The sequence below is a fragment of the Paraburkholderia diazotrophica genome, assembly GCF_038900755.1.
Lineage (GTDB): Bacteria > Pseudomonadota > Gammaproteobacteria > Burkholderiales > Burkholderiaceae > Paraburkholderia > Paraburkholderia diazotrophica_A.
The window spans coordinates 170,590-196,051 of sequence record NZ_JBBPEN010000004.1; the positions used below are offsets into that span (position 1 = coordinate 170,590).

General features: G+C 63.9%; 21 protein-coding genes. 16 read left to right on the forward strand and 5 right to left on the reverse strand.

All coding sequences use genetic code 11. From position 1 onward, the window contains the following. Positions 1-27 precede the first annotated feature (27 nt). Together AABE10_RS14790 and AABE10_RS14795 are read left to right on the forward strand one after the other, a co-directional pair. Positions 28-2,331 (forward strand): FdhF/YdeP family oxidoreductase, encoded by a 2,304-nt coding sequence (locus AABE10_RS14790; RefSeq protein WP_342934022.1) that lies wholly within the window; start codon positions 28-30, stop codon positions 2,329-2,331. A gap of 572 nt (positions 2,332-2,903) precedes the next feature. Then, positions 2,904-7,076 carry a CheR family methyltransferase gene (locus AABE10_RS14795; protein ID WP_342934023.1) on the forward strand — a complete coding sequence of 1,391 codons (4,173 nt, stop codon included), beginning with the start codon at positions 2,904-2,906 and terminating at the stop codon, positions 7,074-7,076. 145 nt (positions 7,077-7,221) lie between these two features. On the opposite strand, the gene AABE10_RS14800 is transcribed toward AABE10_RS14795, so the two are convergent. Continuing rightward, positions 7,222-7,551, reverse strand: coding sequence for a hypothetical protein (locus tag AABE10_RS14800; protein WP_342934024.1), 330 nt, complete (start codon positions 7,549-7,551; stop codon positions 7,222-7,224). A gap of 14 nt (positions 7,552-7,565) precedes the next feature. On the opposite strand from AABE10_RS14800, the gene AABE10_RS14805 reads away from it, so the two are divergent. Continuing rightward, a complete protein-coding gene (locus AABE10_RS14805; RefSeq protein WP_342934025.1) occupies positions 7,566-8,570 on the forward strand; it encodes a chemotaxis protein CheB in 1,005 nt (334 codons plus the stop codon). Positions 8,571-8,851: 281 nt separating this feature from the next. Then, positions 8,852-9,277 carry a CBS domain-containing protein gene (locus AABE10_RS14810; protein WP_342934026.1) on the forward strand — a complete coding sequence of 142 codons (426 nt, stop codon included), beginning with the start codon at positions 8,852-8,854 and terminating at the stop codon, positions 9,275-9,277. Between the two features lie 111 nt (positions 9,278-9,388). On the opposite strand, the gene AABE10_RS14815 is transcribed toward AABE10_RS14810, so the two are convergent. Next, a complete protein-coding gene (locus AABE10_RS14815; protein WP_342934027.1) occupies positions 9,389-9,577 on the reverse strand; it encodes a hypothetical protein in 189 nt (62 codons plus the stop codon). 181 nt (positions 9,578-9,758) lie between these two features. On the opposite strand from AABE10_RS14815, the gene AABE10_RS14820 reads away from it, so the two are divergent. Both AABE10_RS14820 and AABE10_RS14825 read left to right on the forward strand, forming a co-directional pair. Beyond that, complete coding sequence (locus AABE10_RS14820) at positions 9,759-10,040, forward strand: hypothetical protein (protein WP_342934028.1); 282 nt, start codon at positions 9,759-9,761, stop codon at positions 10,038-10,040. Between the two features lie 381 nt (positions 10,041-10,421). Next, on the forward strand, positions 10,422-10,889 hold the full coding sequence (locus AABE10_RS14825; protein WP_342934029.1) for a BON domain-containing protein: 468 nt from the start codon (positions 10,422-10,424) through the stop codon (positions 10,887-10,889). 167 nt (positions 10,890-11,056) lie between these two features. Here the strand turns inward: AABE10_RS14825 and AABE10_RS14830 are convergent, their stop codons facing one another. Further along, positions 11,057-11,950, reverse strand: a complete 894-nt coding sequence (locus tag AABE10_RS14830) for a manganese catalase family protein (RefSeq protein WP_342934030.1) — start codon at positions 11,948-11,950, stop codon at positions 11,057-11,059. A gap of 177 nt (positions 11,951-12,127) precedes the next feature. Between AABE10_RS14830 and AABE10_RS14835 the strand changes: the two genes are divergently transcribed. Continuing rightward, on the forward strand, positions 12,128-12,373 hold the full coding sequence (locus AABE10_RS14835) for a hypothetical protein (protein ID WP_342934031.1): 246 nt from the start codon (positions 12,128-12,130) through the stop codon (positions 12,371-12,373). A 122-nt stretch (positions 12,374-12,495) separates the two neighbouring features. Here AABE10_RS14835 and AABE10_RS14840 read toward each other — a convergent pair whose 3' ends face one another. Next, positions 12,496-13,017 carry a hypothetical protein gene (locus AABE10_RS14840; protein WP_342934032.1) on the reverse strand — a complete coding sequence of 174 codons (522 nt, stop codon included), beginning with the start codon at positions 13,015-13,017 and terminating at the stop codon, positions 12,496-12,498. A gap of 75 nt (positions 13,018-13,092) precedes the next feature. Beyond that, positions 13,093-13,335, reverse strand: a complete 243-nt coding sequence (locus AABE10_RS14845; RefSeq protein WP_342934033.1) for a hypothetical protein — start codon at positions 13,333-13,335, stop codon at positions 13,093-13,095. A 326-nt stretch (positions 13,336-13,661) separates the two neighbouring features. Between AABE10_RS14845 and AABE10_RS14850 the strand changes: the two genes are divergently transcribed. The 9 genes from AABE10_RS14850 (at position 13,662) to AABE10_RS14890 (ending at position 25,243) form a co-directional block, all read left to right on the forward strand. Then, positions 13,662-13,970: a DUF4148 domain-containing protein gene (locus tag AABE10_RS14850; protein WP_342934034.1), complete on the forward strand. Its 309-nt coding sequence runs from the start codon at positions 13,662-13,664 to the stop codon at positions 13,968-13,970. A 597-nt stretch (positions 13,971-14,567) separates the two neighbouring features. Next, positions 14,568-17,831: an efflux RND transporter permease subunit gene (locus tag AABE10_RS14855; protein WP_342934035.1), complete on the forward strand. Its 3,264-nt coding sequence runs from the start codon at positions 14,568-14,570 to the stop codon at positions 17,829-17,831. Continuing rightward, a complete protein-coding gene (locus tag AABE10_RS14860) occupies positions 17,824-19,059 on the forward strand; it encodes an efflux RND transporter periplasmic adaptor subunit (protein WP_342934036.1) in 1,236 nt (411 codons plus the stop codon). The genes AABE10_RS14855 and AABE10_RS14860 overlap by 8 nt, the downstream gene beginning before the upstream one ends. A 32-nt stretch (positions 19,060-19,091) precedes the next feature. After that, entirely contained in the window at positions 19,092-20,564 is a 1,473-nt protein-coding gene (locus AABE10_RS14865) for an efflux transporter outer membrane subunit (RefSeq protein WP_342934423.1), read from the forward strand. A gap of 123 nt (positions 20,565-20,687) precedes the next feature. After that, positions 20,688-21,374 carry a heavy metal response regulator transcription factor gene (locus AABE10_RS14870; RefSeq protein ID WP_342934037.1) on the forward strand — a complete coding sequence of 229 codons (687 nt, stop codon included), beginning with the start codon at positions 20,688-20,690 and terminating at the stop codon, positions 21,372-21,374. Beyond that, complete coding sequence (locus AABE10_RS14875) at positions 21,371-22,855, forward strand: heavy metal sensor histidine kinase (RefSeq protein WP_342934038.1); 1,485 nt, start codon at positions 21,371-21,373, stop codon at positions 22,853-22,855. The genes AABE10_RS14870 and AABE10_RS14875 overlap by 4 nt, the downstream gene beginning before the upstream one ends. A 157-nt stretch (positions 22,856-23,012) precedes the next feature. Next, on the forward strand, positions 23,013-23,201 hold the full coding sequence (locus tag AABE10_RS14880) for a hypothetical protein (protein ID WP_342934039.1): 189 nt from the start codon (positions 23,013-23,015) through the stop codon (positions 23,199-23,201). Between the two features lie 296 nt (positions 23,202-23,497). Further along, complete coding sequence (locus AABE10_RS14885) at positions 23,498-23,968, forward strand: DUF3280 domain-containing protein (RefSeq protein ID WP_342934040.1); 471 nt, start codon at positions 23,498-23,500, stop codon at positions 23,966-23,968. Between the two features lie 189 nt (positions 23,969-24,157). After that, the gene (locus tag AABE10_RS14890) at positions 24,158-25,243 is read left to right on the forward strand and encodes a beta-propeller fold lactonase family protein (RefSeq protein ID WP_342934041.1); all 1,086 of its coding nucleotides are present in this window, start codon (positions 24,158-24,160) and stop codon (positions 25,241-25,243) included. Positions 25,244-25,462: the final 219 nt, after the last annotated feature.

Sequence of the window (25,462 nt, forward strand, 5' to 3'; positions counted from 1 at the left end):
TGTGAGTCATTTGACGCGGAGCGACGAATGAGCAAGGAAACGAAAAATCCGGCCTACCCTTGGGCATCGGGCGGATGGGGTTCGCTGAAGTCCGTGGTGAGAATCCTGACGCAGGAAAAAGTCGCGTTGAAAGACAGTACGATCCTGCTGCGCCAGAACAAGCCGGACGGGTACATGTGCGTCAGCTGCTCGTGGGCGAAGCCCGCGTCGCCGCACACGTTCGAGTTCTGCGAGAGCGGCGCGAAGGCGACCGCATGGGACACGACGGCCAAGCGCGTCACGTCCGATTTCTTTCGCGCCTATACGGTTCGCGAACTGCTGACGTGGCACGATCACGATCTCGAAGAGGCGGGGCGCCTGACGGAGCCGCTGCGCTACGACGCATCGACGGACCGCTATGTGCCCGTCAGCTGGGAACAGGCATTCGAGGAAATCGGCCGCGAGTTGCGCGCCATCGATCCGGGCCGCGCCGTGTTCTATACATCGGGTCGCGCATCGCTCGAAACGTCGTACATGCTTCAGTTGTTCGCGCGGATGTACGGCACGAACAACCTGCCCGACAGCTCGAACATGTGTCACGAAAGCACGAGTGTCGGACTGAAAGAGGCGATCGGCGTCGGCGTGGGCACGATCATGCTCGACGACTTCGAAAAGACCGATCTGATGTTTTTCTTCGGACAGAACACGGGGACCAACAGCCCGCGCATGCTGCATCAGCTGGAAGAAGCGCGCAAGCGCGGCGTGCCCATCATCACGTTCAATCCGCTGAAAGAGCCCGGCCTCATCAGCTTCGCGAATCCGCAATCGCCCGGCAAAATGCTGACGCCCGCCGAAACGCAGATCAGCACGCAATACCATCAGGTGAAGACGGGCGGCGATACGGCTGCGATTCTCGGCATCTGCAAGGCCGTGATCGACGCCGACGATCAGGCCGTTCACGATGGCCGTCCGCGTGTTCTCGACGTGAACTTCATCGACGAGCATACGAAAGGCTTCGAAGCATTCGCGCGTTATGCGCGCGAGACCAGTTGGGCCGACATCGAGCAGGTGAGCGGCCTGTCTCGCGAGGCGCTTGAAGCCGCCGCGACCGAATACGCGAAAGCGAACGCCGTGATGGTTCACTACGGCATGGGGCTGACGCAGCATCGGATGGGCGTGCAGAACGTGCGGATGCTGTGCAACCTGTTGCTCCTGCGCGGCAACATCGGCAAGCCCGGCGCGGGACCGTCACCCGTGCGCGGCCATTCGAATGTGCAGGGACAACGCACGGTGGGCATCACCGAGAAGCCCGAACTTGCGCCGCTCGACAAGCTGGCCGCGCAGTTCTCGTTCGAGCCGCCGCGAGAAAAAGGCATGAACATCGTCGAAGCATTCGAGGCGATGGTGAAGGGCGACGTGCGCGCCGTCGTCAACCTGGGCGGCAATCTCGTGCGGTCGGTGCCCGACCGCGGCCAGACGGAGCCCGCGTGGAGCCGTCTGCGCATGACGGTCAACATCGCGACGAAGCTCAATCGCAGCCATCTCGTGCACGGCGAGGTGTCGTACATCCTGCCGTGCCTGAGCCGCATCGAGATCGACCGGCAGGCGAGCGGCGAGCAGGCGGTATCGATGGAGGACAGCACGGCGTGCATCCACGGTTCGAAAGGCGTCATCGAGCCGGCGGGGCCGCACATCCGTTCCGAGCCGTTCATCATCGCGGGCATCGCGAAGGCGACGCTAAAGGAACGCTCGACCGTCGACTGGGATGCATGGCGAGACGATTACTCGCGCGTGCGCGCGGCCATTGCGCAGACGTATCCCGAGACCTTTTACGACTTCGATGCGCGCATGTGGACGCCCGGCGGCTTTCCGCGGCCGATGCCCGCGCGCGAGCGGAAATGGAAGACGAAGAGCGGCAAGGCCGAGTTCATGGTGACGGAGGCATTGGGCGAGGACCCGGACATGCCCGAGCGCGAGCCCGGCGCATTGCGCCTGATGACGCTGCGCGCGGACAGCCAGTTCAACACGACGATCTACAACCACGACGATCGCTTTCGCGGCATCAGGGGAACGCGGATGGTGCTGCTGATGAATCGCGCCGACATGGCGCAGCGCGAACTGCGCGAAGGCGACCGCGTGACGCTGGAAACCATCGCCGACGACGGGATCGAGCGCAAGGTGCAAGGGCTGTCCATCGTGCCGTACGACATTCCCGCCGGCTGCATCGGCGGCTACTATCCCGAGTGCAATCCGCTGCTGCCGCTGTGGCATTACGCAAAGGAAAGCAAGGTGCCGGGCGCGAAGTCGATACCCGTCAGGGTGACAGCCGTCGAGCGGATGTCGGCCGCGTGATGTGTGCTGCCTGACTTGCGCATGATGCGGCGCGCCCGTCGCGCCGCAACGCCGCGATGTTTCAACGGACCGTGTACCGTTTGCAATCACTCGCCATCGGTTGCCGTCGGTCGCGATCGTGCGGCAGCACAAAAGCAGCTTCTCTGATCACAGCCTGTTGACCTGCTGACTCCGGCACGCTGGAGCTGCGCTTCGACGTGAGCGGATACGTTGAGCGTCGCTGGCGGCGTTGCTCGCCGCCGCTGTCCTCCCTCTTCATGCTGCGCTGCAACCTACCCGCATCGATATGACCGGCACGCGTTCCTCTGCCGGTCGCCGCCTTTTCCGCTTCCATTGGACCGCTAACCCATCGCACTTTGCGCGCGTCGATGGATTTGATCGACAATGATCGATGGTCCCCACTAGAAATTTGTTATAAAGGCTCCGATTGCACCGGCCGTTCGGCTCACGGCTCGCCCGCCGCCATTCCCGAATGGACGCGTATTTCCCAACATCCATCGGCGCGCTTGCTGACTGCCCGTCATCGACTAAACCGGGCACGCGCGGAATCCGAGTAAAGGGTAGGTTCCAGTATGAGCAAAAGCACATCGCAAAGCCCGGAAGGCAGCGGTTCCGGCACGGCCTCGCACAGCACGCTGCCGTTTCCTGTCGTGGGGATAGGCGCGTCTGCGGGCGGCGTGCAGGCATTGATCCGGTTCTTCGAGAATGCGCCCGCCACGATGGACATGGCGTTCGTGATCATCCTGCACCTGTCGCCGGAGCACGCGAGTCACGCTGACGAGATCCTGCAACGCGCGACGCGCATGCCTGTCACGCAGGTCACGAGCACGACGGCCATCGAGAAGAATCACGTCTATGTGATCGCGCCCGGCAAGCAGCTGTGGCTGTCAGAGGGATATCTGCACGTCGGCGAGCGCGAAAAGCGCAGCCACGCAACGGTGACGATCGACGAGTTTTTCCGCACGCTCGCGGATGCCCATGACATGCACGCCGTCGGCATCGTGCTGTCGGGTACGGGCTCGGACGGCGCGGCAGGACTGAGCCGCGTGAAGGAAAGCGGCGGCGTGACGATCGCACAGGAGCCGAACGACGCCGAATACCCCGAAATGCCGAATCACGCGATCACGACGGGCCAGGTCGACATCGTGTTGCCCGTCGCGGAGATGCCGCAGCGGCTGCTCGAATTGTGGAACAACGCGCAGAAAATCCGCTTGCCGTTGCCCGACAACGCCGAGCTTGCGGCCGAGCAGCCCGACGACCAGTCCCGCGGCGGATCGGAGCGCGCGCTGCAAGACATCCTGATGCATTTGCGGGTGCGCACCGGCCACGATTTCCGGCACTACAAGCGCGCGACCGTGCTACGGCGCATCGAGCGGCGCATGCAGGTCAACGGCGTGCGCGACCTCGAAGCGTATCGCACGTTCCTGCGCAACACGCCCGAGGAAACGACGGCGCTGCTCGCGGACATGCTGATCGGCGTGACGCAGTTCTTCCGCGATCGCGAGGCATTCGACGTGTTGCAGCGCGCGGTGATGCCGTCGCTGTTCCGCTCGGCGACGAGCGAAGCCCAGGTGCGCGTGTGGGTGGCCGGCTGCTCGACGGGCGAGGAAGCGTATTCGATTGCGATCCTGCTCGCGCAGGCACGCGAAGCGGCGGGCTCGGCGGCCGCGATGCAGGTGTTCGCCACCGACATCGACGATTCCGCGATCGTGCGCGCGCGCACGGGCTCGTATCCGAGCACCATTGCGAGCGACGTGCCGTCCGAGCTCCTGCGGCGCTATTTCACGCAGGACGGCTCGCGCTATCTGATTGTGAAGACGGTGCGCGAACGCATTCTGTTTGCGGCGCATAGCCTGTTGCGCGATCCGCCGTTCTCACATCTCGATCTGATTTCCTGCCGCAACGTGCTCATCTATCTGGACCGCGCGGTGCAGCGGCAGATTCTGGAGCTGTTTCACTTTGCGCTGCGCCCGGACGGCTATCTGTTTCTCGGCACGGCGGAATCGGCCGATGCCGCCGACGATCTTTTCGCCATCGTCGACAAGAAGAACCGCATCTACCGCGCGAAGCCGGCCGTCAATCGCGTGAAACCCGCCGTCGGCTTCCCGTCGCTCTCCGTGGCGGCGTCGACGACGCATGAAGAGGCACCGGCGAGCGGCGCATCGGCGCCGCCGCCTGGCCCGCCCGAGCGCCGCGGCTTCTCGTTCTCAGCGCTGCACCAGCGGGTGCTCGAAGAGTATGCGCCGCCGAGCGTGATCGTCGATCGGGACTCGACGATCGTGCATCTGTCCGACAATGTCGGACGATTTCTGCGGCATGCGGGCGGCGAGCCGTCGACGAACATCATGGCCGTCGTCGTGCCCGAGCTTCGGCTCGACCTGCGCACGACGCTCTTTCGCGCGCTGCAAACGGGCGCGAGCGTCGAGGCGCGGCGCGTCAAGATGATGCACGACGGCCGGCCGTCGTGGATCAACATGACCGTGCGGCCGTTCCATGATCCGGGCCTGAACGCGGACTTCTTCATCGTGCTGTTCGATGAAGTGCAGGAGCGGATGACGGACGAGGGCGAGTCGGAGAACGAAGGCCAGGACCCTGTGCTCGTGCAGCTCGAACAGGAGCTTCAACACAGCCGCGAGCAGCTGGCGACCACCATCGAGCAGTATGAAACTTCCGTCGAGGAACTGAAGGCGTCGAACGAAGAGCTTCAGGCGATCAACGAAGAACTGCGTTCGGCGACGGAAGAACTCGAAAGCAGCAAGGAGGAATTGCAGTCGGTCAACGAAGAGCTGACGACCGTCAACGCCGAGTTGCAGGCGCGCGTCGAAGACACCGCGAAGGCCAACGACGACTTGCAGAACATCATCGTCTCGACCGACATCGCGACCGTGTTCGTCGACAAGAAGATCCAGGTGAAACGCTTCACGCCGAGCGCGACCCGCATCTTCAAGCTGATCGATTCTGACATCGGGCGCTCGCTGTTCGACATCACGCATTCGCTTCAGCATCCGACGCTCGCGGAAGACGTCAAGGAGGCGTTCGAGAGCCTGAAGCTGATCGAGCGCGAAGTGCAAAGCCACGACGGCAAGTGGTATCTGATGCGCCTGCTGCCGTACCGCACGGCCGACGACCGGATCGACGGCGCGGTGCTGACGCTGATCGACATCACGAAGCGGCACGAGGCGGAAGAGCAGGCTCGCATCGGCGAGCAGCGGCTGCGGCTCGTCGCGCAGTCCACCAACGATTACGCGATCATCGTTCAGAACCCGTCGGGGCGCATCGTCAGCTGGAACGCGGGCGCCGAGCGGATTTTCGGCTACACCGAGACCGAAGTGCTGGGCAAGGACATCGAACTGATCTATCAGCCCGACGATCGCGCGACAAACGTGCCCGCGCTCGAGCGCGAAACAGCCGCAAAGGACGGACGCGCGGACGACGAGCGCTGGCATCTGACGAAGGATCATCGCAGGGTCTATTGCAGCGGCGTCGTGACGCCGATCCGCGACGCGTCGTTCACCGGCTTTGCGAAGATCGCGCGCGACCTCACGGAGCGCAAGGAGCGCGAGGACGCGCAAGAGGCCGCGCTCGCGAGGGAACGCACGGAGCGCCAGAAGGAGTCGCTGTCGAATCAGCTGAAGGACGATTTCATCGCCGTGCTGTCGCACGAGCTGAAACATCCGCTGAACCTGATCGGCGTGAAGGCGGAAATGCTGCCGCGCCTGCCCGAGACGCGCGGCATCGAAGCCGTGCGCGAAACGGCGGATGCGATTCGCCGCGCGATGCGCAGCCAGGCGCAGATCATCGACGATCTGCTCGATTTTTCGCGCGTGAACACCGGCAAGCTCAAGCTCGATCTCGGGCCCGTCGATCTGGCCGCCACGGTGAACGGCATCGTGCAATCGTGTGAGTCGGACGCGGCCGAACGCGGTGTAGTCGTGTCCGCGACGGGCGTCGAGCAGCCCGCGATGGTGCTCGCCGATCCCATCCGGTGCGAGCAGGTCCTGTGGAACCTCGTATCCAACGCGCTGAAGTTTTCGCGCGCCGGCGGCCGGATCGATCTGCGCCTGACGCGCGAAGAAGGCATGATGCGCATCGACGTGGCGGATACGGGCGAAGGCATCGACCCGTCGGAACTGTCCACCGTCTTCGACATGTTCCGCCAGGGCGCGCGCAACCGCATGCGCGGCGGCCTCGGCATCGGCCTTGCGCTCGTCAGGCAGCTCGTCGACATGCATGGCGGACGCGTCGCCGCGCAGTCGGACGGCCTCGGGCACGGCACGACGATGAGCGTCTGGCTCCCGGCGATGGACGAGACCCACGCGCCGCCGCGCGATGACTCGTCGGCGCAATACGCGATTGCGGGCGCGCGCGTGCTGATCGTCGAGGACGACGCGGACTTCGTGTCGTCGTTGACGGCGTTGCTGGAGCTGGAAAAGGCATCGGTGACGGCCGTGGCGGGCGCAGCGCAGGCATGGGAAGCGCTCGCCGACCGGCCCGTCGACGTGTTGATCGTGGACGTGCGCGCGTCGGCGGGCGACGCGTATGCGCTGGTGCGGAAGATCAAGGCCGACCCGCAACGCGCGCGCATCGGGACCGTCGCGATCATCGGACTCAACCGCGAAGCGGACAGGCAGGCGGCCATCGACGCGGGCTTCGACGCGCTGGTCGGCAAGCCCATCGACTTCCAGGAACTGCTGCAAAAACTGCACGCATGGCTGACCTCCACTGCGCCGGCGGCGGGCTCGTGATCGCGCAATAGCGGTGGGAGCGAGCGGCGCGTCGAAGCGAAAGCAGCGACGCTCCGCCCGTCATTCCTTCATCGTCGACGGGCGTGGCTCGCCTGTGTCCGTCGCGGCCCGTGCGACGACGCGACGCGTGACGTGAGCCTCGCGGCTATCGTCGCGCGTCCGCGCAGATCGCCCGCGATCGCTGTACGTTCCCGGCGGCGCGGCGGTACGATTGAAACTGCGCGAGCGTTTCCCGCGTCGGCGCGAGCAGCGATTCGGCGCGCGCGTTGACGCCGTCGTTGCACGTCAGGTGTTCGATGAATAGCTGCTGGACCTCGATGGGTTTGATTGCGGCAGTGATGCGCTGATCGGCCCGTGTCAGATGATGCGGGTCGATCGACGAAGCCAGGCGGTTCGCGTTCCTGTCGACGCGCGCAGCCGTTCCCTGCGGCGTTGCATACGATACTTCGCGCAGGTTCGTTTTATGCTGGTTCATGCCGAGGAGGGTTTATGAATCAGCGAGATATTGTGGTCATTGGCGGATCGCGTGGCGCGTTTGCGGTGCTCAGGACGCTGGTTTCCAGATTGCCCAAGGATTTGCCGGCCGCCGTGTGCATCGTGTTGCATATCGGCCGGCACGAAAGCGTGTTGCCCGAGTTGCTGTCGAAGTGGGGGCCGATGCCCGCACGCCATCCCGTCCAAGGCGAACCGATTGTGAATGGCACGGTCTATGTCGCGCCGCCCGGCCGGCATATGGTGCTGTCACACGGATCTTTGGCGCTCAACGAAGGCGCGGCCGAAAACTTCGCGCGGCCCGCCGCCGATCCGCTGTTCCGCTCGGCAGCCGTGCACTACGGCTCGCGCGTGGTTGGCGTGGTGCTCAGCGGCGATCTCGACGACGGCGCAGCGGGACTCGCAACCGTCCGCGCACACGGCGGCTTTTGCATCGTTCAGGATCCAGCCGATTGCGAAGCGCCGTCGATGCCGCGCGCGGCGATGAAATCGGCGGGCGCGGACAGCGTGACGACCGTCGACGATCTCGCGCGCCATATCATGGCGGCGATCGGAGGCGCGGCGCTCCGTCAGCAGGAGGAACCAGCGATGAGCAGCGAGCAGCAGCTTGATCTCGAGGCCCGCCTGGCGCAACAGGGCATCGTTACGCCCGAGGAACTCGATCGCATCGGGGTGCGTTCGTCGTTGACGTGCCCGGACTGCGGCGGCGCATTATGGCGGGTCGGCGACGACCGGCCTCTGCGCTACCGCTGCCATACGGGGCACGCGTTCAACGCACTTTCGCTCGCCGACGGGTACTCGAAGGAATCGGAGAACGCGATACGGGCCGCGATACGCGCGGTGCACGAGCGCGTAATCTTTGCAAGAGAACGGCAAAGGTCGGCCGAGCGCACGGGCGATGCCGCTCTGATCGGCATCGAGCAGGCGCGGATCGAAGAGGGCGAAAAGCTCATCCGCATGCTGCGCAATGCCGTCAGCGAGGAACTCGCGCACGATCTGTAGGTTGCTGCCGGTTGCATCGGTAGTATCGCGGCTCAGTGACAGCCGCCGTCACGCCATATACGTTCATTCGATTCCACGTGAGAGGCGAGCGCGCAGACACGCGTGATCGCCGCCGGAGCGACGACCTGTTGCGGCGAATCAGGCGATCCCTTCGGTTCCTCAACTCTGCGATGCACGATTCATGCGGCGCGTATGCGATGCGTGCCGCGATGGGTACGCGCGATGCTCGACGACGAAGGCAGCCGGCGACGCCCGGCCGCATCTCGACGCGGAGGGAACCCATGACGACAGCAGCAGACATCATGACGCTCGACCCCATCACGATCGCTGCCGGCGACACGATACGCCAGGCCGCGATGATGATGGCCGACCTCAAGGTCGGATCATTGCCCGTGTGCCGCGACGGCAAGCTCGTCGGCACGGTGACGGACCGCGACATCGCCGTGCGCGCGGTCGCATCCGGTGTCGAGCCGACCACGCCCGTCGAAAAGATTGCGAGCGAACCCGCGCAATGGTGCCTTGAAACAGACGACATCAAGCAAGTCGAGCGGAAGATGGCGCAGGCACACATTCGCAGACTCGCCGTGCTCGACGACCAGAAGCGGCTAGTGGGGATGATTGCGCTCGGCGATGTCGCCGCGAGCGACGACGAAGATGTGGCGCGCACGCTGAAGGGCGTGTCGTCGCCCGCGCGACCCGATCGATGAAGCGTGCTTCGATGCGCTTTTTCACGCGGCGCAGCTTCAGCATCGCTCATTCGAACCGGCTGCGTGGCGCTTGTCAGTCGAAGCGGCGCAGCCGCGGACGTTCACTTCACATCATGGCGATTTCTTCTTGTCGTCCGTCGAGGGATGGGTCTCGGACAGATCGCCCTCGCGCACCTCGGCCTGACGGACGGTCGTACCGTCGTCGCCCGACTCTGAGATGTCGGTCTCGAACGTGTCGTCGCGCTTCGTCTTGTCGGCGTCTGTGTCAGCAGATGGGTTGGATTGCGGGCGAGTGCTCATGTGTCTTCCTCCTCTAACGATTACGTGGGGATAGCAGCCGGATCAGGCGCTGATGAACGCCTGAATACGGCTGGAGCATCGTGAGTGCCCGAGACGGACGTTCCGCGCAATCCTGCGGGAACACCCGTTGCGCGCAAGCAGGCGTCCCACGTGAACTTTCGCATCGCACGGAGAAGCCAACATGGAGTCGAAGCCAGGCAAACAGAACGCCGACAAGCTGCGCCAACCCGCGGGCGTCGCTCAGCCCGTACCCGAGCGCGATACGCACAAGGCGGACAACACGGACAAGGCAGCCGGCCGCACGCCCGGCGGCAACAACCTGAACGCCATTCCGGAGGAGGACATCGACAAGGTCGTGCCCGTCAGTCCCGATGAAACTGAACTGCGCGATCCCGCGCTCGCGCCCGACGACGAAGACCAAAAGAGACTGGACCAGTCGGGGAACAGGAAACGTCCGCTTTGATGATCGAAGCGAGGCTGGCTTTAACGAGCCCGCTGACCCGTTTCGTCGTGTACAAGGTTCATCTCCCGCGCCGAGTAGAGGCAAGTGTGCGTAGCGCCCGATGCGGCGTTGCGTCGATGCGCCGCTTCACAGACGCACATCGAAACGCGAGCGTCGCATAGGCCGATAGAGCGCTCGCATGGCCATCCGCCTATGCTCGCATCGCCTCTGCTCAAGCTGCGCTGGGCGTCCGATATTACATGCCGTATTGCAAATCTGCGCGGCCCTTCGTCGCGCATCGCATGCGCGCATCGCGGCTTTACGCGGTCACGCGAACGTCGCAAGGCATAGCCGATGCTGCCCATACTCATCATCTCGCGCACGCACTGAAGGAGGGCGAACATGAACACTTTTCTTAGATCGGTGACGGCGGCCGCGATCGGCGCGGCTGCGATGTATTACTTCGACAACCATTCGGGCAAGCGGCGGCGCGCGATGCTGCGCGACAAGATGGCATCGACGACGAGAAGGATTTCGAAGCAGTCTCGCGCGCAGGCGCGGCGGGCGGCGGGACACGCGTATGGGATGCTGCATCAGGCGGCATCGGACGCACCGACTTCGGATCGCCAGCTGACGGATCGTGTGCGCGCGCATCTCGGCCGGATCGTGGCAACGCCCGGCGCCATCGATGTGCGGGTGGAGCACGGCGTCGCGTGCATCTCGGGCCATGTGCTTGCGGCCGATCGCGAGCGCGTGATTCGCGAGACGGCAGCCGTGCCCGGCGTCGAGCGCGTCGAGGACCAGTTGTCCGCGCACGAGCACGCGGGCAATGTCCCGGAGCTGCAAGGCGCCGCAATGCGCGGCTTGTGACCGGCGAAGGCGCGCGGGCCGAACCGCGCGTGAAGCGTGTCGACGGGCGCGCGAAGCTATCGCGCTGCGCGACCTCGTTGCAAGAGTCGCCGATCCGTTCATCCGCGATATGGCCGCGATGCTTCACGCGGCCATGCCGACGGATGTAACGCGTGCCGTCGATGCATCTATCGAACGGGCTTATCCTGCAACGGCGATGCTGCCATGCCAAGTTCGGCACCCGTGGCCGGATCGATCGACGGGTCGGACGCAAGGCGCCGTTTCATCGCTTGAAGGGCTGTGTCCTGCGCGCCCTTCAACGGCACGGAGGCCGTCCCGTCACCATTGCCTGCCGGCGCCTGCGGAGTGTCGACGAGCTTCAACCCCGTGCCCTGATTCCACGGACCGCGGACGGGCGGCTGTCCTTGCGACATCTTGTAATAGACACTCGCGAACTCGGGCACGGGCGCCAGCTTGCCAGGCGGGAAATTTCCGGCGATCGAATACAACGCTTTTTCGAACGACTTCTGATGCGAGACTTCGCGCGTCATCAGGAAGCCTAGTGCTTCGCGCAAGCCTGCATCGTCGGTGACGTTGATGAGCCGCTCGTAGATGATCTTCGCGCGTGCCTCGGCGGCGATGTTCGAGCGCAGGTCGGCCGTCGGCTCGCCGATCGTATCGATGTACGCGGCCGTCCACGGCACGCCGGCCGAGTTGGTGAGCGGCGTGCCGGCGCCATACAGCAGCTGCGTCAGGTGACTGTCGTTGCCCGCGCCGTTGAGCTTGCGATACAGCTCCGCCTGCTCGTCGACGGCCTCCGCCAGTTCGCCCCTGGCGCCGCGATTGAGCATCGCGACCATCGAGCCGATGATCTCCAGATGACTGAGCTCTTCCGTTGCGATGTCGTACAGCATGTCCTTGCGGCCGGGGTCTTCTTCATTGACGGCTTGCGTGAAGTAGCGCATGGCGGCCGCCAGTTCGCCTTGCGGGCCTCCGAACTGTTCGAGCAGCAGATTGGCAAGCCCAGGATTCGTTTGGCTGACCCTGACCGTGTACTGCAAACGCTTGTTGTGGACGAACATGATGAGCTCCTTAAGGTTGGCATAAGCCATCGCGCTTCGCGCAAACGCTATTCCTATCCGGAGGGGCGGATGCATCGACCGTAGCGGTCAGCGAAAAGCGGGAGACACCGGTTGCAACGGCGCGCATGGCGCGCGCCTTGCTCGCTCGTAATCTCATCGAAGTGACGAGGAAAGGCCATGAATACCGACTCGACGCGCATCTCGGACACACAGGTGCGAGTAGCCAACAAGCAATACGGCTTTCGTTCTCGCGACGAGGCCGACCGGTTCGTGCAGTGCCTGCAGAACAAGGAAGCGAGTCATTGCATTGCGGAGTGTCCTCCCGACACGACGTCGGATGTATCTCCGCAAGGAAGCCCGAATCAATCGGGCGCGGGCATCACGATCGGCCCCCCGCCAGGAGTGCTCGACAGCGAAGAGTGACGGCGGCGCGGTATGCGTGCGCGTGCCGGGTGGCCGCTTATGGATGATGGCCGTTAGAAGCCGAAGGAGAAGGTTGCTCGTCGGGCAGCGAAGCGAATTGCGCTCTGACGGGCTATTCGAGTTCAGCGTTTGCGCGGTGGCCTCGCATTCAAAAACGGATTGAAGCCTGTGGACGCTGGAGAATCAGACGGCGTCTCCGAGGCACGACCACTTGCTGGGCGCGCGCGCTGTTTCGATCGCTTCGGCCGTTTCGGTCGCGCTGCGCCGAGTTGATGCTCCAAAGTTTCGTCTTGTTCCGAAGCCTCGCTTTCATCTTCTTCTGTCGTGTGCCCGGATGACGCATCGGCGTCGGGGACCGCTTCGCCATTCGCACCGATCGATCCGATATGCGCGACGACCTGCGCAAAATCGCGCGCCGCATTGCGCGGCGCGCGCCCTGGCATCATCGTCATCGCGACGATCTCGTGCAATGTGTGACCATCGGCGGAGCGCAGCTGAATCTCGGCGTTCCAGTTCGTCTTCGCGCCGATGAACGCCGTCAGCACGCGCTCCAGCACAGCCGGCGACAGCACGCCGCCGTCGTATAGCGCGACCACCGCCCGTTCGGCGACGCGAAACAGCGAGGTCTCATCGCGCGTGGGCATGAGCCGTCATTCCTTCGCTCATCGCTGAGGTGCTGCCATGCCCGCGCGCGCGACAGGGAAGTGGCCGCGCTTGCATCACCCGCGTCTCACGTAGTGGTCCGACACGATGTTGCGTCGTTGGATCCATGCAATCGCGAGTTCCATCGCCTGGTCGCGAGCCTCCTGCGATTCGACGAAATCACCGTCGACGCCGAGCGTTCGCGTCTCGCCCTCGCGGTCCGTGACGATGGCTGCGGCCGCATAGCGACCGCTTTCCGTGGTCGTAACGACCGGCCGGATCACGCAACCACGGTACTCAGTAACGTCTTCCGTTTGCATGTTGCCTCCCGTTAGCCAAAGAAACGCCGTCGCGTCGGACAGCGCATAGCGTCGCGTGCAAATCTCGCGCCCGATGCGGCGCGCCGCGCTTGTCTGAAAGCGGGCCGGCGGTTGGCCCACCAATCAGCCACCAATCAGCCACCAATCAGTCAGTCGCGAATCGAAGGCCACGTCGGTACGCTCGGCGCCAGGGTTAACCCGCCCACAACAACAATCCTTTCCTCGTAACCGTCTTAATCTTAAGCGGCTACATACCTAGACTGTCGTCACTGATTACGAACAGGGCTGTTCGTAAAGGACCAAAGCAAAGTCTGGAGGTAGTAACCATGAAGTTCCTTATTCAGGCCGTCGTCGTTGCCGCTGCGCTTGCCGCTCCCGTCGCTGTGCTCGCGCAGTCGAACCAGCCGGTCACGCGCGCACAGGTGCGTGCCGAGTTGATCCAGCTCGAAAAGGCCGGCTATAACCCGTCCCGTGGCGAAGATCCGAGTTATCCCGCCGACATCCAGGCTGCCGAAGCCAAAGTGGCTGCGCAGAATGCGGCGACGGGCATCGGCGGCCTGACGAGCGGCTCTTCGGCTGCGGGCCGCCCGGCTGTGTCGCAAGCCGACTGGAACGCGATGTACAACCGCCCGTAACGTGCGCTTGCGCATGCGTTCGACAGGGCACTGATCGCATCCTGCCGTCGCTGCATCGACGCTGCAATTTGAACGCGCGGCTTCGCCCGCGCGGAATCGTTTAGAAAAGGCTCGCTATAAAGTAAGAACACACGTGACGACACGCGTGAAAACACAATAGCGGGCCTGACAGGTCGAATACCTCCGCCGTCGGGTTCGCTCGATGGCTTCGCACAGACCTTCGTGGTCTGTGCGCTTTTTGATGTACACGTATGGCGGTTTTCTTCGCCGCGACGTGCATCGCTTCCAGTCGATCGGCCGGCACACACGTACATACACGTGCACCCAGGCGCCGTCGAACTGTCCCTAACTCGATCTTCGAGCACGAACTGCAGCGTCCACCGTCAGTTCATGCGACGTTGCTTTCTATTTGTCGGCCATTCGTTTGCACCCGAAAGATCCCATCTCGCGAACATGGCGAAACTGCCATTTTCGCGTCATCGGTTTGTTGGGCCTCACGCACTAGCATGAACACCTGGTTGCCGCGGACGCGCAGAGAAAAGTGACGCCGCTGCCGGACGTCACCCTTGCGCGTTCTTAACGGATACCCAAGCCGGTATGTGGATCGTCAATCTCGCATTGAAGCGGCCGTACACGTTCATCGTGATGGCCATCCTGATCGTACTGGCGACACCCTTCGTGCTGTTCACGACACCCGTCGACGTGCTGCCCGAAATCAACATCCCCGTGGTCAGCATCATCTGGAACTACACGGGACTGTCCGCCGAGGACATGGCCAACCGCATCACGTCCGTCAACGAACGCAGCCTGACGACGACGGTTAACGACATCGAGCACATCGAGTCGCAATCGCTCGCGGGCATCGCGATCATCAAGCTGTTCTTGCAGCCGAACGCGAACATCCAGACGGCGATCGCGCAGACAGTCGCCGTCGAGCAGGCGCAACTGAAGCAGATGCCGCCGGGCGCGACGCCGCCGCTCGTGATCAGCTATTCGGCGTCGAGCATTCCCGTGATTCAACTGGGCCTGTCGAGCACCCGGCTCTCCGAGCAGGACCTCAACGACACGGCGCTCAACTTCCTGCGTCCGCAGCTCGTCACGATCCCGGGCGCCGCTGTGCCCTATCCGTATGGCGGCAAGACGCGCCTGATCTCCGTCGATCTCGACACGCGTGCGATGCTCGCTAAAGGGCTGACACCTCTCGATGTCGTCAACGCGGTCAACGCGCAAAACCTGATTCTGCCGACGGGCACCGCGAAGATCGGACCGAAGGAATACACGATCAACATGAACGGCTCGCCGACGACCGTCGCGGGCCTGAACGACATTCCCGTGCGCACGGTGAACGGCGCGACGACTTATCTGCGCGAAGTCGCGCACGTGCGCGATGGCTTTTCTCCGCAGACGAACATCGTGCGCGAAAACGGCCGGCGCGGCGTGCTGATTTCGATCCTTAAGACGGGCAGCGCATCGACACTTTCGATCGTCAACGCATTGCATTCGCTTCTGCCGAACGCGACAGCAGCGCTGCCGCCCGATCTCAAGGTCACGCCACTGTTCGATCAATCGGTGTTCGTGAAGGCCGCGATTCGCGGCGTCGTCCGTGAAGCCGTGATCGCCGCCGCGTTGACGGCCGCGATGATTCTGCTTTTTCTCGGCAACTGGCGCAGCACCTGCATCATCGCCATTTCGATTCCGCTTTCGATCCTCACTTCGTTGATCGCGCTGCATGCGCTCGGGCAGACGATCAACATCATGACGCTGGGCGGCCTCGCGCTCGCGGTCGGCATCCTCGTCGACGACGCGACCGTTACGATCGAGAACATCGAGCGGCATCTGCACATGGGCGCGAATCTGCATGATGCGATTCTCGACGGCGCGGGCGAGATCGCGATTCCCGCGCTCGTGTCGACGCTGTGCATCTGCATCGTGTTCGTGCCGATGTTCTTCCTGACGGGCGTCGCGCGCTATCTGTTCGTGCCGCTCGCGGAAGCCGTCGTATTCGCGATGCTCGCATCGTATGTGCTGTCGAGAACGCTGGTCCCGACGCTCGCGATGCTGCTGATGGGTCACGCGCACAAGCGCGACGCGCATGCGAGGCCGAATCTGTTCATGCGCCTGTATCGCCGCTTCGATTCCAGCTTCGAGACGATGCGCGCGGCGTACATCATGGTCCTGAGCAGTCTGCTTGTGCGCCGCCGGCTGTTCGGCTCGATGTTCCTTGCGTTCTGCGCGCTCTCGCTGGGCCTTGCGCTTGTGCTTGGCGAGGACTTCTTTCCGCGCGTCGACGCGGGCGAGATACGCCTGCACATGCGCGCGCCGACGGGCACGCGGATCGAAGAAACGGCGCGCCTCGCCGATGAAGTCGAAAAGGTGGTGCGCGAGGTCATACCCGCGAAGGAACTGAGCACCGTGCTCGACAATCTGGGCCTGCCGTATAGCGGTATCAATCTTTCGTACAGCAATGCGGGCACCATCGGCACGCTCGACGGCGAAATCCTGCTCGCGCTGAACGAGGACCACAAGCCGAGCCTCGACTATATCGACCGCTTGCGCGCGCTGTTGCCGCAACGTTTTCCGGGCACCGAATTCTTCTTTCAACCCGCTGACATCGTCACGCAGATTCTCAACTTCGGTTTGCCCGCTGCGATAGACGTGCAAATCGTCGGGTCGAATCAGGAAGGCAATCTCGAGACTGCGCGAAAGCTGTTGAAGCAGATTCGCACGATTCCAGGCGCCGTCGATGCGCACATTCAGCAAAAGCTCGACGAGCCCGTCATCAGTCTGCAGATGGACCGCACGCGCATGCAGCAGCTCAATCTCAATGCGAACAACGTCGCGCAGAACGTGCTGGTCTCGCTGTCGGGCAGCTCGCAGACGTCGCCGGGATTCTGGTTCAATCCGCGCAATGGCGTCGAGTACAACGTTGCCGTGCAGACGCCGCAATACCAGATCTCGTCCGTCGATCAACTGCTGCGCACGCCCGTATCGGCGACGTCGACGGCGCCGACGCAACTGCTCGGCAATCTCGTGCAGGTCTCGCCGCAAACCCAGTTCGCGATGATCACGCATTACAACATCCGTCCCGTGATCGACGTGTATGTGAGTGTGGAAGGGCGCGATCTCGGCGGCGTCGACGCGCAAGTCCAAAAGCTCGTCGGTCAGGCACGTGCGACGCTTCCGCGCGGCAGCGGCATCACGATACGCGGGCAGGTCCAGACCATGCGCACATCGTATTTCGGGCTCGGCATCGGCGTCGCGATGGCGATCGTGCTCGTCTATCTGCTGATCGTCGTGAACTTCCAGTCGTGGATCGATCCCCTCATCATCGTCAGCGCCTTGCCTGCGGCGCTGGCGGGCATCGTGTGGATGCTGTTCCTCACGGGCACGCATCTGAGCGTGCCCGCGTTGACGGGCGGGATCATGACGATGGGTGTCGCGACGGCGAACAGCATTCTGATGGTCGCGTTCGCGCGCCAGCGTCTGACGGCGGGCGCGCCGCCGCTGACGGCCGCGCTCGAAGCCGGCGCAAGCCGGATCAGGCCCGTGCTGATGACGGCATTCGCGATGATCATCGGCATGATTCCGATGGCGCTCGGACTCGGCGAAGGCGCGGAACAGAACGCGCCGCTCGGGCGCGCGGTGATCGGCGGGCTGCTGTTTGCGACGGTTTCGACGCTTTTCTTCGTTCCGCTATTGTTCGCGGGCATCCACAGCCGGCTCGCGCATCGCAAGGCAAGGCGCGAGCAGCACAATCAATCAGAGGACCGCGACGCTCATGAACGAGATCAGCGACACGACCGTAACGGAAACGGACACGGAAACGGACACAGCTCGACGACGGACGGCCGGGATGACTGAGAAGACGCATTCTTCGCTGGCGATTCCCGCCCGCGAAACGGAAGACGGCCACGCGCTGCCGCCGCGCCATCTCGAATGGCGGCGCGCGAAAATCGCCGTCCTGATCGTGCTGATACTGCTCGCGCTCGGCGCGTTGCGCACGGTCGTGGCGAACATCGTGCAAAACCGCTCGGTCGCGCAGATGACGCAGCAAAACGCGAAGCAGTATGTCGATGTCGTCACGCCGAAGGACAACGACGGCAGCAATATGACGGTGCTGCCGGGCACGCTGCGCGGCTATGTCGAGTCGCCGATCTATGCGCGGGCGACGGGCTATCTGCTGCACTGGTACGCCGACATCGGCGCGCGTGTGAAGGCAGGGCAACTGCTCGCCGAACTCGACACGCCGGAGATCGATCAGGAGCTTGCGCAGGCCGTCGCGCAGCGCGATCAGATCCAGTCGAGCCTCGGGCTCGCGAAGAGTTCGTTTGAGCGCTGGCAGCAATTGCGTCAGCGCGACGCCGTCTCGCAACAGGAACTCGACGAAAGGCAGAGCACGTATTTGCAGGACGTTGCGAATCTCGCCGCTGCCGAGGCCAACGTGAAGCGCTTGCGCCAGCTCGAAGGCTTCAAGCGGATCGTTGCGCCGTTCGCGGGCGTGGTCACGCAGCGCAACGTCGATGTCGGCGATCTGATCGACGCGGGCAGCGGCACGAGCCGCGCGCTCTTCGCGCTTGCGCAGTCCGATCCGTTGCGCGTGTACGTGCAATTGCCGCAGGCCTACGCGCAGAACATCAAGGTCGGCGAGGACGTCGTCGTGACGCAGGCCGAGTTGCCGGGGCAGCAGTTCAACGGCCGCATCACGAACATCTCCGGCGCGATCGACGTGGCCACGCGTTCGCTGCAAATCGAAGTGACGCTGCACAATCCGGACGGCAAGCTGCGGCCGGGCGCCTATGTGCAGGTGGCGCTGCCGTCGGGCGCGCGTGCTCAACTGACGGTGCCGGGCAATGCGCTGCTGTTTCGCGCGGAAGGTCCGCGGCTTGCGGTCGTCGACGGCAACGGCGTCGTACATCTGCGCAAGGTCGTGATCGCGCAGGACCTTGGGCAAACGCTCGAAATCGAAAGCGGCATCGAGCCGACTGACCGCGTGATCATCAACCCGAGCGATTCGATCAACGACGGCGATCATGTCGAAGTGATGCATCCGCAGACGCCGTCGCGGTCGAAGGGCGAGGCGGCATCGTGAACGCGCTCGCATACGCTGCGCGTATCCGCACGATGGGAACGACGACGCTCGCGTTCGCGCTGTGCGCATGCACGGTCGGCCCCGACTACAAGGCGCCGCTGACGGACGCGCCGCCCACGTGGCACACGGATTCGTACTGGCGTCTCGCGCAGCCCTCGCATGCGCCGCTCGCGCCGGACTGGTGGAAATCGTTCGGCGACGCGACGCTCGACGGTCTCGAGACGCAGGCGCTCGCGCAAAACCAGACGCTCGCCGCCGCCAGCGCGCATTATGCGCAGGCCCGCGCGACGCTCGCGAACACGCGCGCGCAACAGGTTCCCGAAGTCGATCTGTCGGCGTCGGCGGCGCGCGCGAGAACATCGAAGAACCGGCCTCTGACGAATTACGCGTCGCCGAAACAGTCGACTGTGCAGAACAATCTGCAACTCGGAACGACGATCGACTATGACGTCGACCTGTTCGGCCGCATACGCCGCGAAGTGGAAGGCGCGCAGGCATCGGCGGAACAGTCGCGCGACGATCTCGCGAACGCGCGGCTCGTGCTCTCCACCGATCTCGCCACCGACTATTTCTCGCTTCGCGAACTCGACGCGGAGATCGACGTGCTGAACCGCTCGGTGCGACTGCAACAGAAGGCGCTCGATTACGTCACGACGGAGCACGATCTCGGTTCCGTTTCGGGGCTCGACGTGTTGCAGCAGAAGTCGCTGCTCGATCAGACGCGCGTGCAGGCGCAACTGCTCGTCACGCAGCGCGAGCAGTTCGAGCATGCGATCGCGGCGCTCGTCGCGGTGCCCGCGCCTCAGTTTTCGATCGAGCCCAAGGTGGTCGACTATCACGTGCCGGCGATTCCGCTCGGGCTGCCGAGCGATGTGCTTCAGCGGCGCCCCGATATCGCATCGGCGGAACGGGCGATGGCCGCTGCCAATGCGCAGATCGGCGTTGCGAAAGCGGCGTTCTTTCCGAGCCTGACGCTGACGCCCGGCATCGGCTGGCAGAGCACCGAGTTCGCGAATCTGATCAGCGCGCCGAGCCTGATGTGGTCGCTCGGCGCGGCGCTCAGCCAGGTCGTGTTCGACGGCGGACGGCGCGCGGCCAACGTCGACTTCGCGAGCGCCGGCTATCAGGCCGCGCAGGCGAATTACCGGCAATCCGTGCTCACCGCGTTCCAGCAGGTGCAGGACGGCATCACGGGGCTATCGGTGCTCGACAGCGCCGCCGCGCAGTCGAGCGATGCCGTCGCTGATGCGCAGCATCTGGTCTCGCTCGCCAACGATCGTTATTCGGGCGGACTCGTCGCCTATCTCGACGTGATCACCGCGCAGCAGTCGCTGCTGACGAGCCAGCGCCAGGACGTGCAGATCCACGGACAGCAGATGACGACATCCGTCGCGCTCGTAAAGGCTCTGGGCGGCGGATGGGACATGCAGGACACAGGCGCGCAGCCCGCGCCAGCCGATGCCGCGAACAATCTCGCGCCATCCGCCGCGCGTGCGCCGGACTGACGCGATGTGACGCGAAGTGACACGCATCGGCAGAGGCCATGCCGCATGAAGGGTGACGCAGGCCGGGCTGAACACGTTTGAAAAGCCTACTTATAATGAGCGAGAGAAGAGAGAGGAGCGCCCATGAAGCTGCTCATCGTGGAGGATGAATTCAAGGTCGTCGATTATCTGCGTCGCGGCCTGACGGAACAGGGCTGGGTGGTCGACGTCGCGCTCGATGGCGAAGAGGGCCTGCATCTCGCGTCGGAGTTCGACTACGACATCATCGTGCTCGACGTGATGCTGCCGAAGCGCGACGGCATCAGCCTGCTGAAGGCGCTGCGCATGCGCAAGTCCACGCCCGTCATCATGCTCACCGCGCGCGATCACGTGAACGACCGCGTGCGCGGCCTGCGCGAAGGCGCCGACGACTATCTGACGAAGCCCTTTTCGTTTCTCGAACTGGTCGAGCGTCTGCATGCGCTTGCGCGGCGGACGCGCGTGCAGGAATCGACGCTGATCTGCGTCGGCGATCTGTATGTCGATCTGATCGGCCGGCGCGCGACGCGCGGCGGCGTGCGGCTCGATCTGACCGCAAAGGAGTTCCAGTTGCTTAGCGTGCTCGCGCGGCGGCAAGGCGATATCCTGTCGAAAGCGATGATCACCGAACTGGTTTGGGACGTGAATTTCGACAGTCACACGAACGTCGTCGAGACGGCCATCAAGCGGCTGCGCGCGAAACTCGACGGCCCGTTTCCCACCAAGCTGCTGCACACAATGCGCGGCATGGGCTATGTGCTCGAAGTGCGCGAGGAAGCAGAGGCATCATGATTCGCTCGAATCGTTCGATTGGGCGGCGCCTTGCGTTGCTGTTCGCACTCGTCGCCCTGACCGTTTTCACGCTGGTCGACACGGGGCTCTTTCTCGTGCTCCGCTCGCAACTGGAGCAGCGGCTGCGCGAGTCGCTCGACAGCCGCACCGAGGTCGCGCGGATCATCGTGCATCACGCGATCAATCGCGACAAGTGGCGCTTCGCGCAGGAAAAACTCACGGACATGACGCCGCGCGATGGCACGAGTGCCTATTCGATTTCGAGCGCCGCGCCGCTCTTCAACTACGGGCATCCTGTGTCGGGCAGGGTCGTCGCGCAATGGCCGGGCGGCTACGCGCGTGTCGCCGACAACGGTACGGGCCACGACCTGCTGACCCGCACGCTGACGCTCGTGCCGAACGGCGAGCGTCCGCAGGTGCAGTTGCAGGTGGCGACCAGCTATGCGCCGACCGAACAGGCGTTGCGCGAGTTCGGCCTGGCGCTGGCGGCGCTGTCCGCGTTGGGCGCGATCGGCGCCTCGCTGCTGAGCTATTGGGTCACGCGGATCGGTCTCGCGCCGTTGCGCCGGCTGACCGTCGATGCGTCGGAAGTGAGCGCCGATAATCGCTCGCAGCGCCTGCGCACGACCGAGTTGCCGTACGAGCTGAACGACCTCGCGCATTCGTTCAATGGCGCGCTCGAAAGACTCGATGAAGCATACGTGCGTCTCGAATCGTTCAACGCGGACGTCGCGCACGAACTGCGCACGCCCGTGACGATCCTGATCGGACAGACGCAGGTCGCGTTGACGCGCAACCGTTCCGTCGACGATTTGCGCCGCACGCTGCAATCGAACCTCGAAGAGTTCGAGCGGATGCGCGGCATCATCAACGACATGCTGTTTCTCGCGCGCGCCGATCAGGGCGAGCGGGCCACGGAGCTGGTCGAGGTGTCGCTTGCTGCTGAGATCGCGCGCACCGTCGAGTTCCTCGAAATGCCGATGGAAGAGGCGCAGGTGCAGGCGGAGCTGCACGGCGATGCCGTCGCGCGCGTCAATCGTTCGCTGTTCGGGCGGGCCTGCGCGAATCTGCTGATCAACGCCATTCATCATTGCGCGCCGGGATCGACGATCGCGGTCACGATTGCGCGCGAAGTGGGCCGCGTGTGGATCGCCGTCGCCAATCCGGGCGAGCCGATTCCGCATGACGTGCTCGATCACGTGTTCGACCGCTTTTACCGCGCCGAGCTTTCGCGCACGAACAGCCGCGAGAATCACGGTCTGGGCCTTGCGATCGTCAAGGCTGTCGCCGAAATGCATGGCGGCTTCGTGTTCGCGCACAGCGTCGACGGCGTGAACACGTTCGGGTTTTCGATCAGGGGCGTCGACAGGGCGCGTTCACCGAAATCCGATGTCGTCGACAGGGAAGCGCCTGTGCCTTCGCGGACGATCGCGCCCGCCCCTGCATCTGCCTCTGCATCTGCGCCGCTCAAGTCGCCGTGACGCGTGCCGTGGAGACATGCCGTGAGGCGTGCCGTGACCCGTGCCGCGCGAACAGGTAAATTGATCGCATCATTGGCTTCTGTTCGACCGAATGACGGTCGAATTGACCGGTTACGCTGGGTCATCGCATCCAGTGTGTAATCGGCAAGGGGGCAGTGTGGATCTGATCGAAATGGCAAAGAAGTCCGGCATGCAGGTGCTGCTCGACGCGCAGATCGGCAGCCAGTCTTATCACAGCGTGTGCGGGCCGCTTTCCTCCTTGCAGCGATTCGCCGACGAGGTCGGCAAGGCGCTCGCCGCCGAGGCGGCCGCGCAGGCCGCGTCGCATTCCGGTGTGGAAGCGTAGACGCCGGCTGTTCTCGCGAGGTAATCACAAGCCGCGCATCTGGGCACTGCATACAGGCCCGTTATCTGCTTCACGATCGTCGCTCGGCTCAGGCGGGCATTGCTGGCGCGCTGCTGCTTTTCGCGCTTTCTCTGGGACGCTTTCTGTCGCGCGCGCTTTCCACATGACGCTCCAATCGTGGAGGACTCTCTGCGTTGAACGTTCGCGACTCCCTCTCGTCCCGCATCGAATGGCGATGGACAGCGCGCGCATTGCTCCACGCGTTCGCTGCCAGCGCCGCACTGTGTACCGTTTCGGTGACAGTGTTCGCCGCGCCCCGCACGGCTGCCTTGCTCGACTGCTCGGTGATCGACGACAACGCGCAGTACAGCGAGCCGGCCGCCGCGCAAGCCGAACAGGCGCGCGCCGCGATGGTCAGCGAACGTTTGCGCTCGCAGGTGGAAGAGCGCGGGCTCTACAAGGTCGCCGACAACCAGCCGGCCGCGTCGCTGATCGACGGCTTCAAGGCCACGCAGAACCTCAACGCGTGCAACGGATGCGAACTGGAGATTGGCCGGCGGCTCGGCGTTCAGCGCGTCGGCGTGTGCTGGGTGCAAAAAGTCAGCAACCTGATTCTCAACGTCAACTTGCGCATCGAAGATACGACGAGCGGACAGGTCGTGTTTCAACGCTCGGTCGACATGCGCGGCAATACCGATCAGTCCTGGCGACGCGGCGCGGATGCCCTCGTCGGCCTGCTCGCCGCAGATCCGGACGCGGCGCATTGAACATCGCACGCACGCCGATTTCGGGAAAAACTCCCGGCGTCCGCGCTGTCATCCGGCCGCGCGATGCGCTAACTTGAGCGTGGGTGAATTCGCCCTTGCGGCAAAACGCAGATGGCCTGAATGACCCAGGCGGGCCCGTCGAACAACCAACCGCAGGAGACATCGATGCATTGCACAAGACGTACACGCATGGCGGCATCCGTCGCGCTCGCCGTATTGCTCGGCGCGGGTGTCGGTCATGCGTTCGGAGCAACGGCGTATGTGACGAGCGAGACCAACGGCGTCGGCGTGATCGACCTCGACCAGATGACGCTGACCAAAACGATCGGCCTGGGCAGCGACGGTCCGCGCGGGCTGAGCCTCACGGCGGATGGCCGCCGGCTGCTGGTCGCGAACAAGACGGGCGACCTGTCGGCGATCGACACGTCGACGGACAAGATCGTTGCGCGAGTGAAGATCGGGAAGAACCCTGAGTTCGTGCGCGTGCGTCGCGGATACGCATACGTGACATACGAGCCCGGCGACAGCGGGCCGCCGCCGCAGGCTCAGGGCGCAGGCAAGCCCGAGAGCAAACCCGAAGGCAAGCCGGAGGGCCAGGCGGGTAAGGGCCACGACGACGATGACGACGCGCACAGTCCGCCCGCCGAAGTCGCCATCGTCGATCTGAAGACAATGAAAGTGGTCCATTCGGTGAAGAGCGGGCACGAAACGGAAGGCGTCGAGTTCTCGCCGGATGGGCGCGATCTGCTCGTCACCAACGAGGGCGACGATACGGTGTCGGTGTATCGGACAGGCAGCGGCGCGCCCGTGCGCACCGTGAAGCTGGACAAGGGTTCGCGGCCGCGCGGCATCAAGTCGACGCCGGATGGCAAGCATTACGTCGTCACGCTGGAGAACTCCAGCAAGTTCGTCGTACTCGATGCGGCGACGCTGAAGCCCGTGAAAACAGTCGATACGAAGCTCGGACCGTACGGCGTCGCGTTCGATCCGTCGGGCAAGCATCTGCTTATCGCCGCCGCGCGCGACAAGACGTTGCAGGTGTTCGACGCGAAGACTTACGCGCACGTGACGGACGTACCCGTCGGTCAGCGCTGCTGGCATTTCACGTTTACGCCGGACGGCTCGAAAGTGTTGATGGCGTGCGGGCGCTCGAATGCCGTTTATGTGCTCGACGCGAAGAACAATTATCAGACGCTCAGCCAGATCGGCGATTTGCCGCTGGCGTGGGGTATCGTGACGTCGCCGCCGAGCCAAGGGTCGATCGAATCGCGGTGACGATGTTTTTTGTGGGTGATTGAGTACTGCCGGTTAAATTAGCCCGCCTTACAGGCGGGCTTTTTCGTTTGTCCGATCCCGCTCGCCTGTTTAGACAGATTTTTAGCAAGCTGCAATCGAAAGAATTCTATTTGTGACAAAGCGTTGCGCTCGCGCGCGTAATGACAAACCTTGACAGAACTGATGCGGGTATTCGAATAGGGTTACGGATCTTGTTTA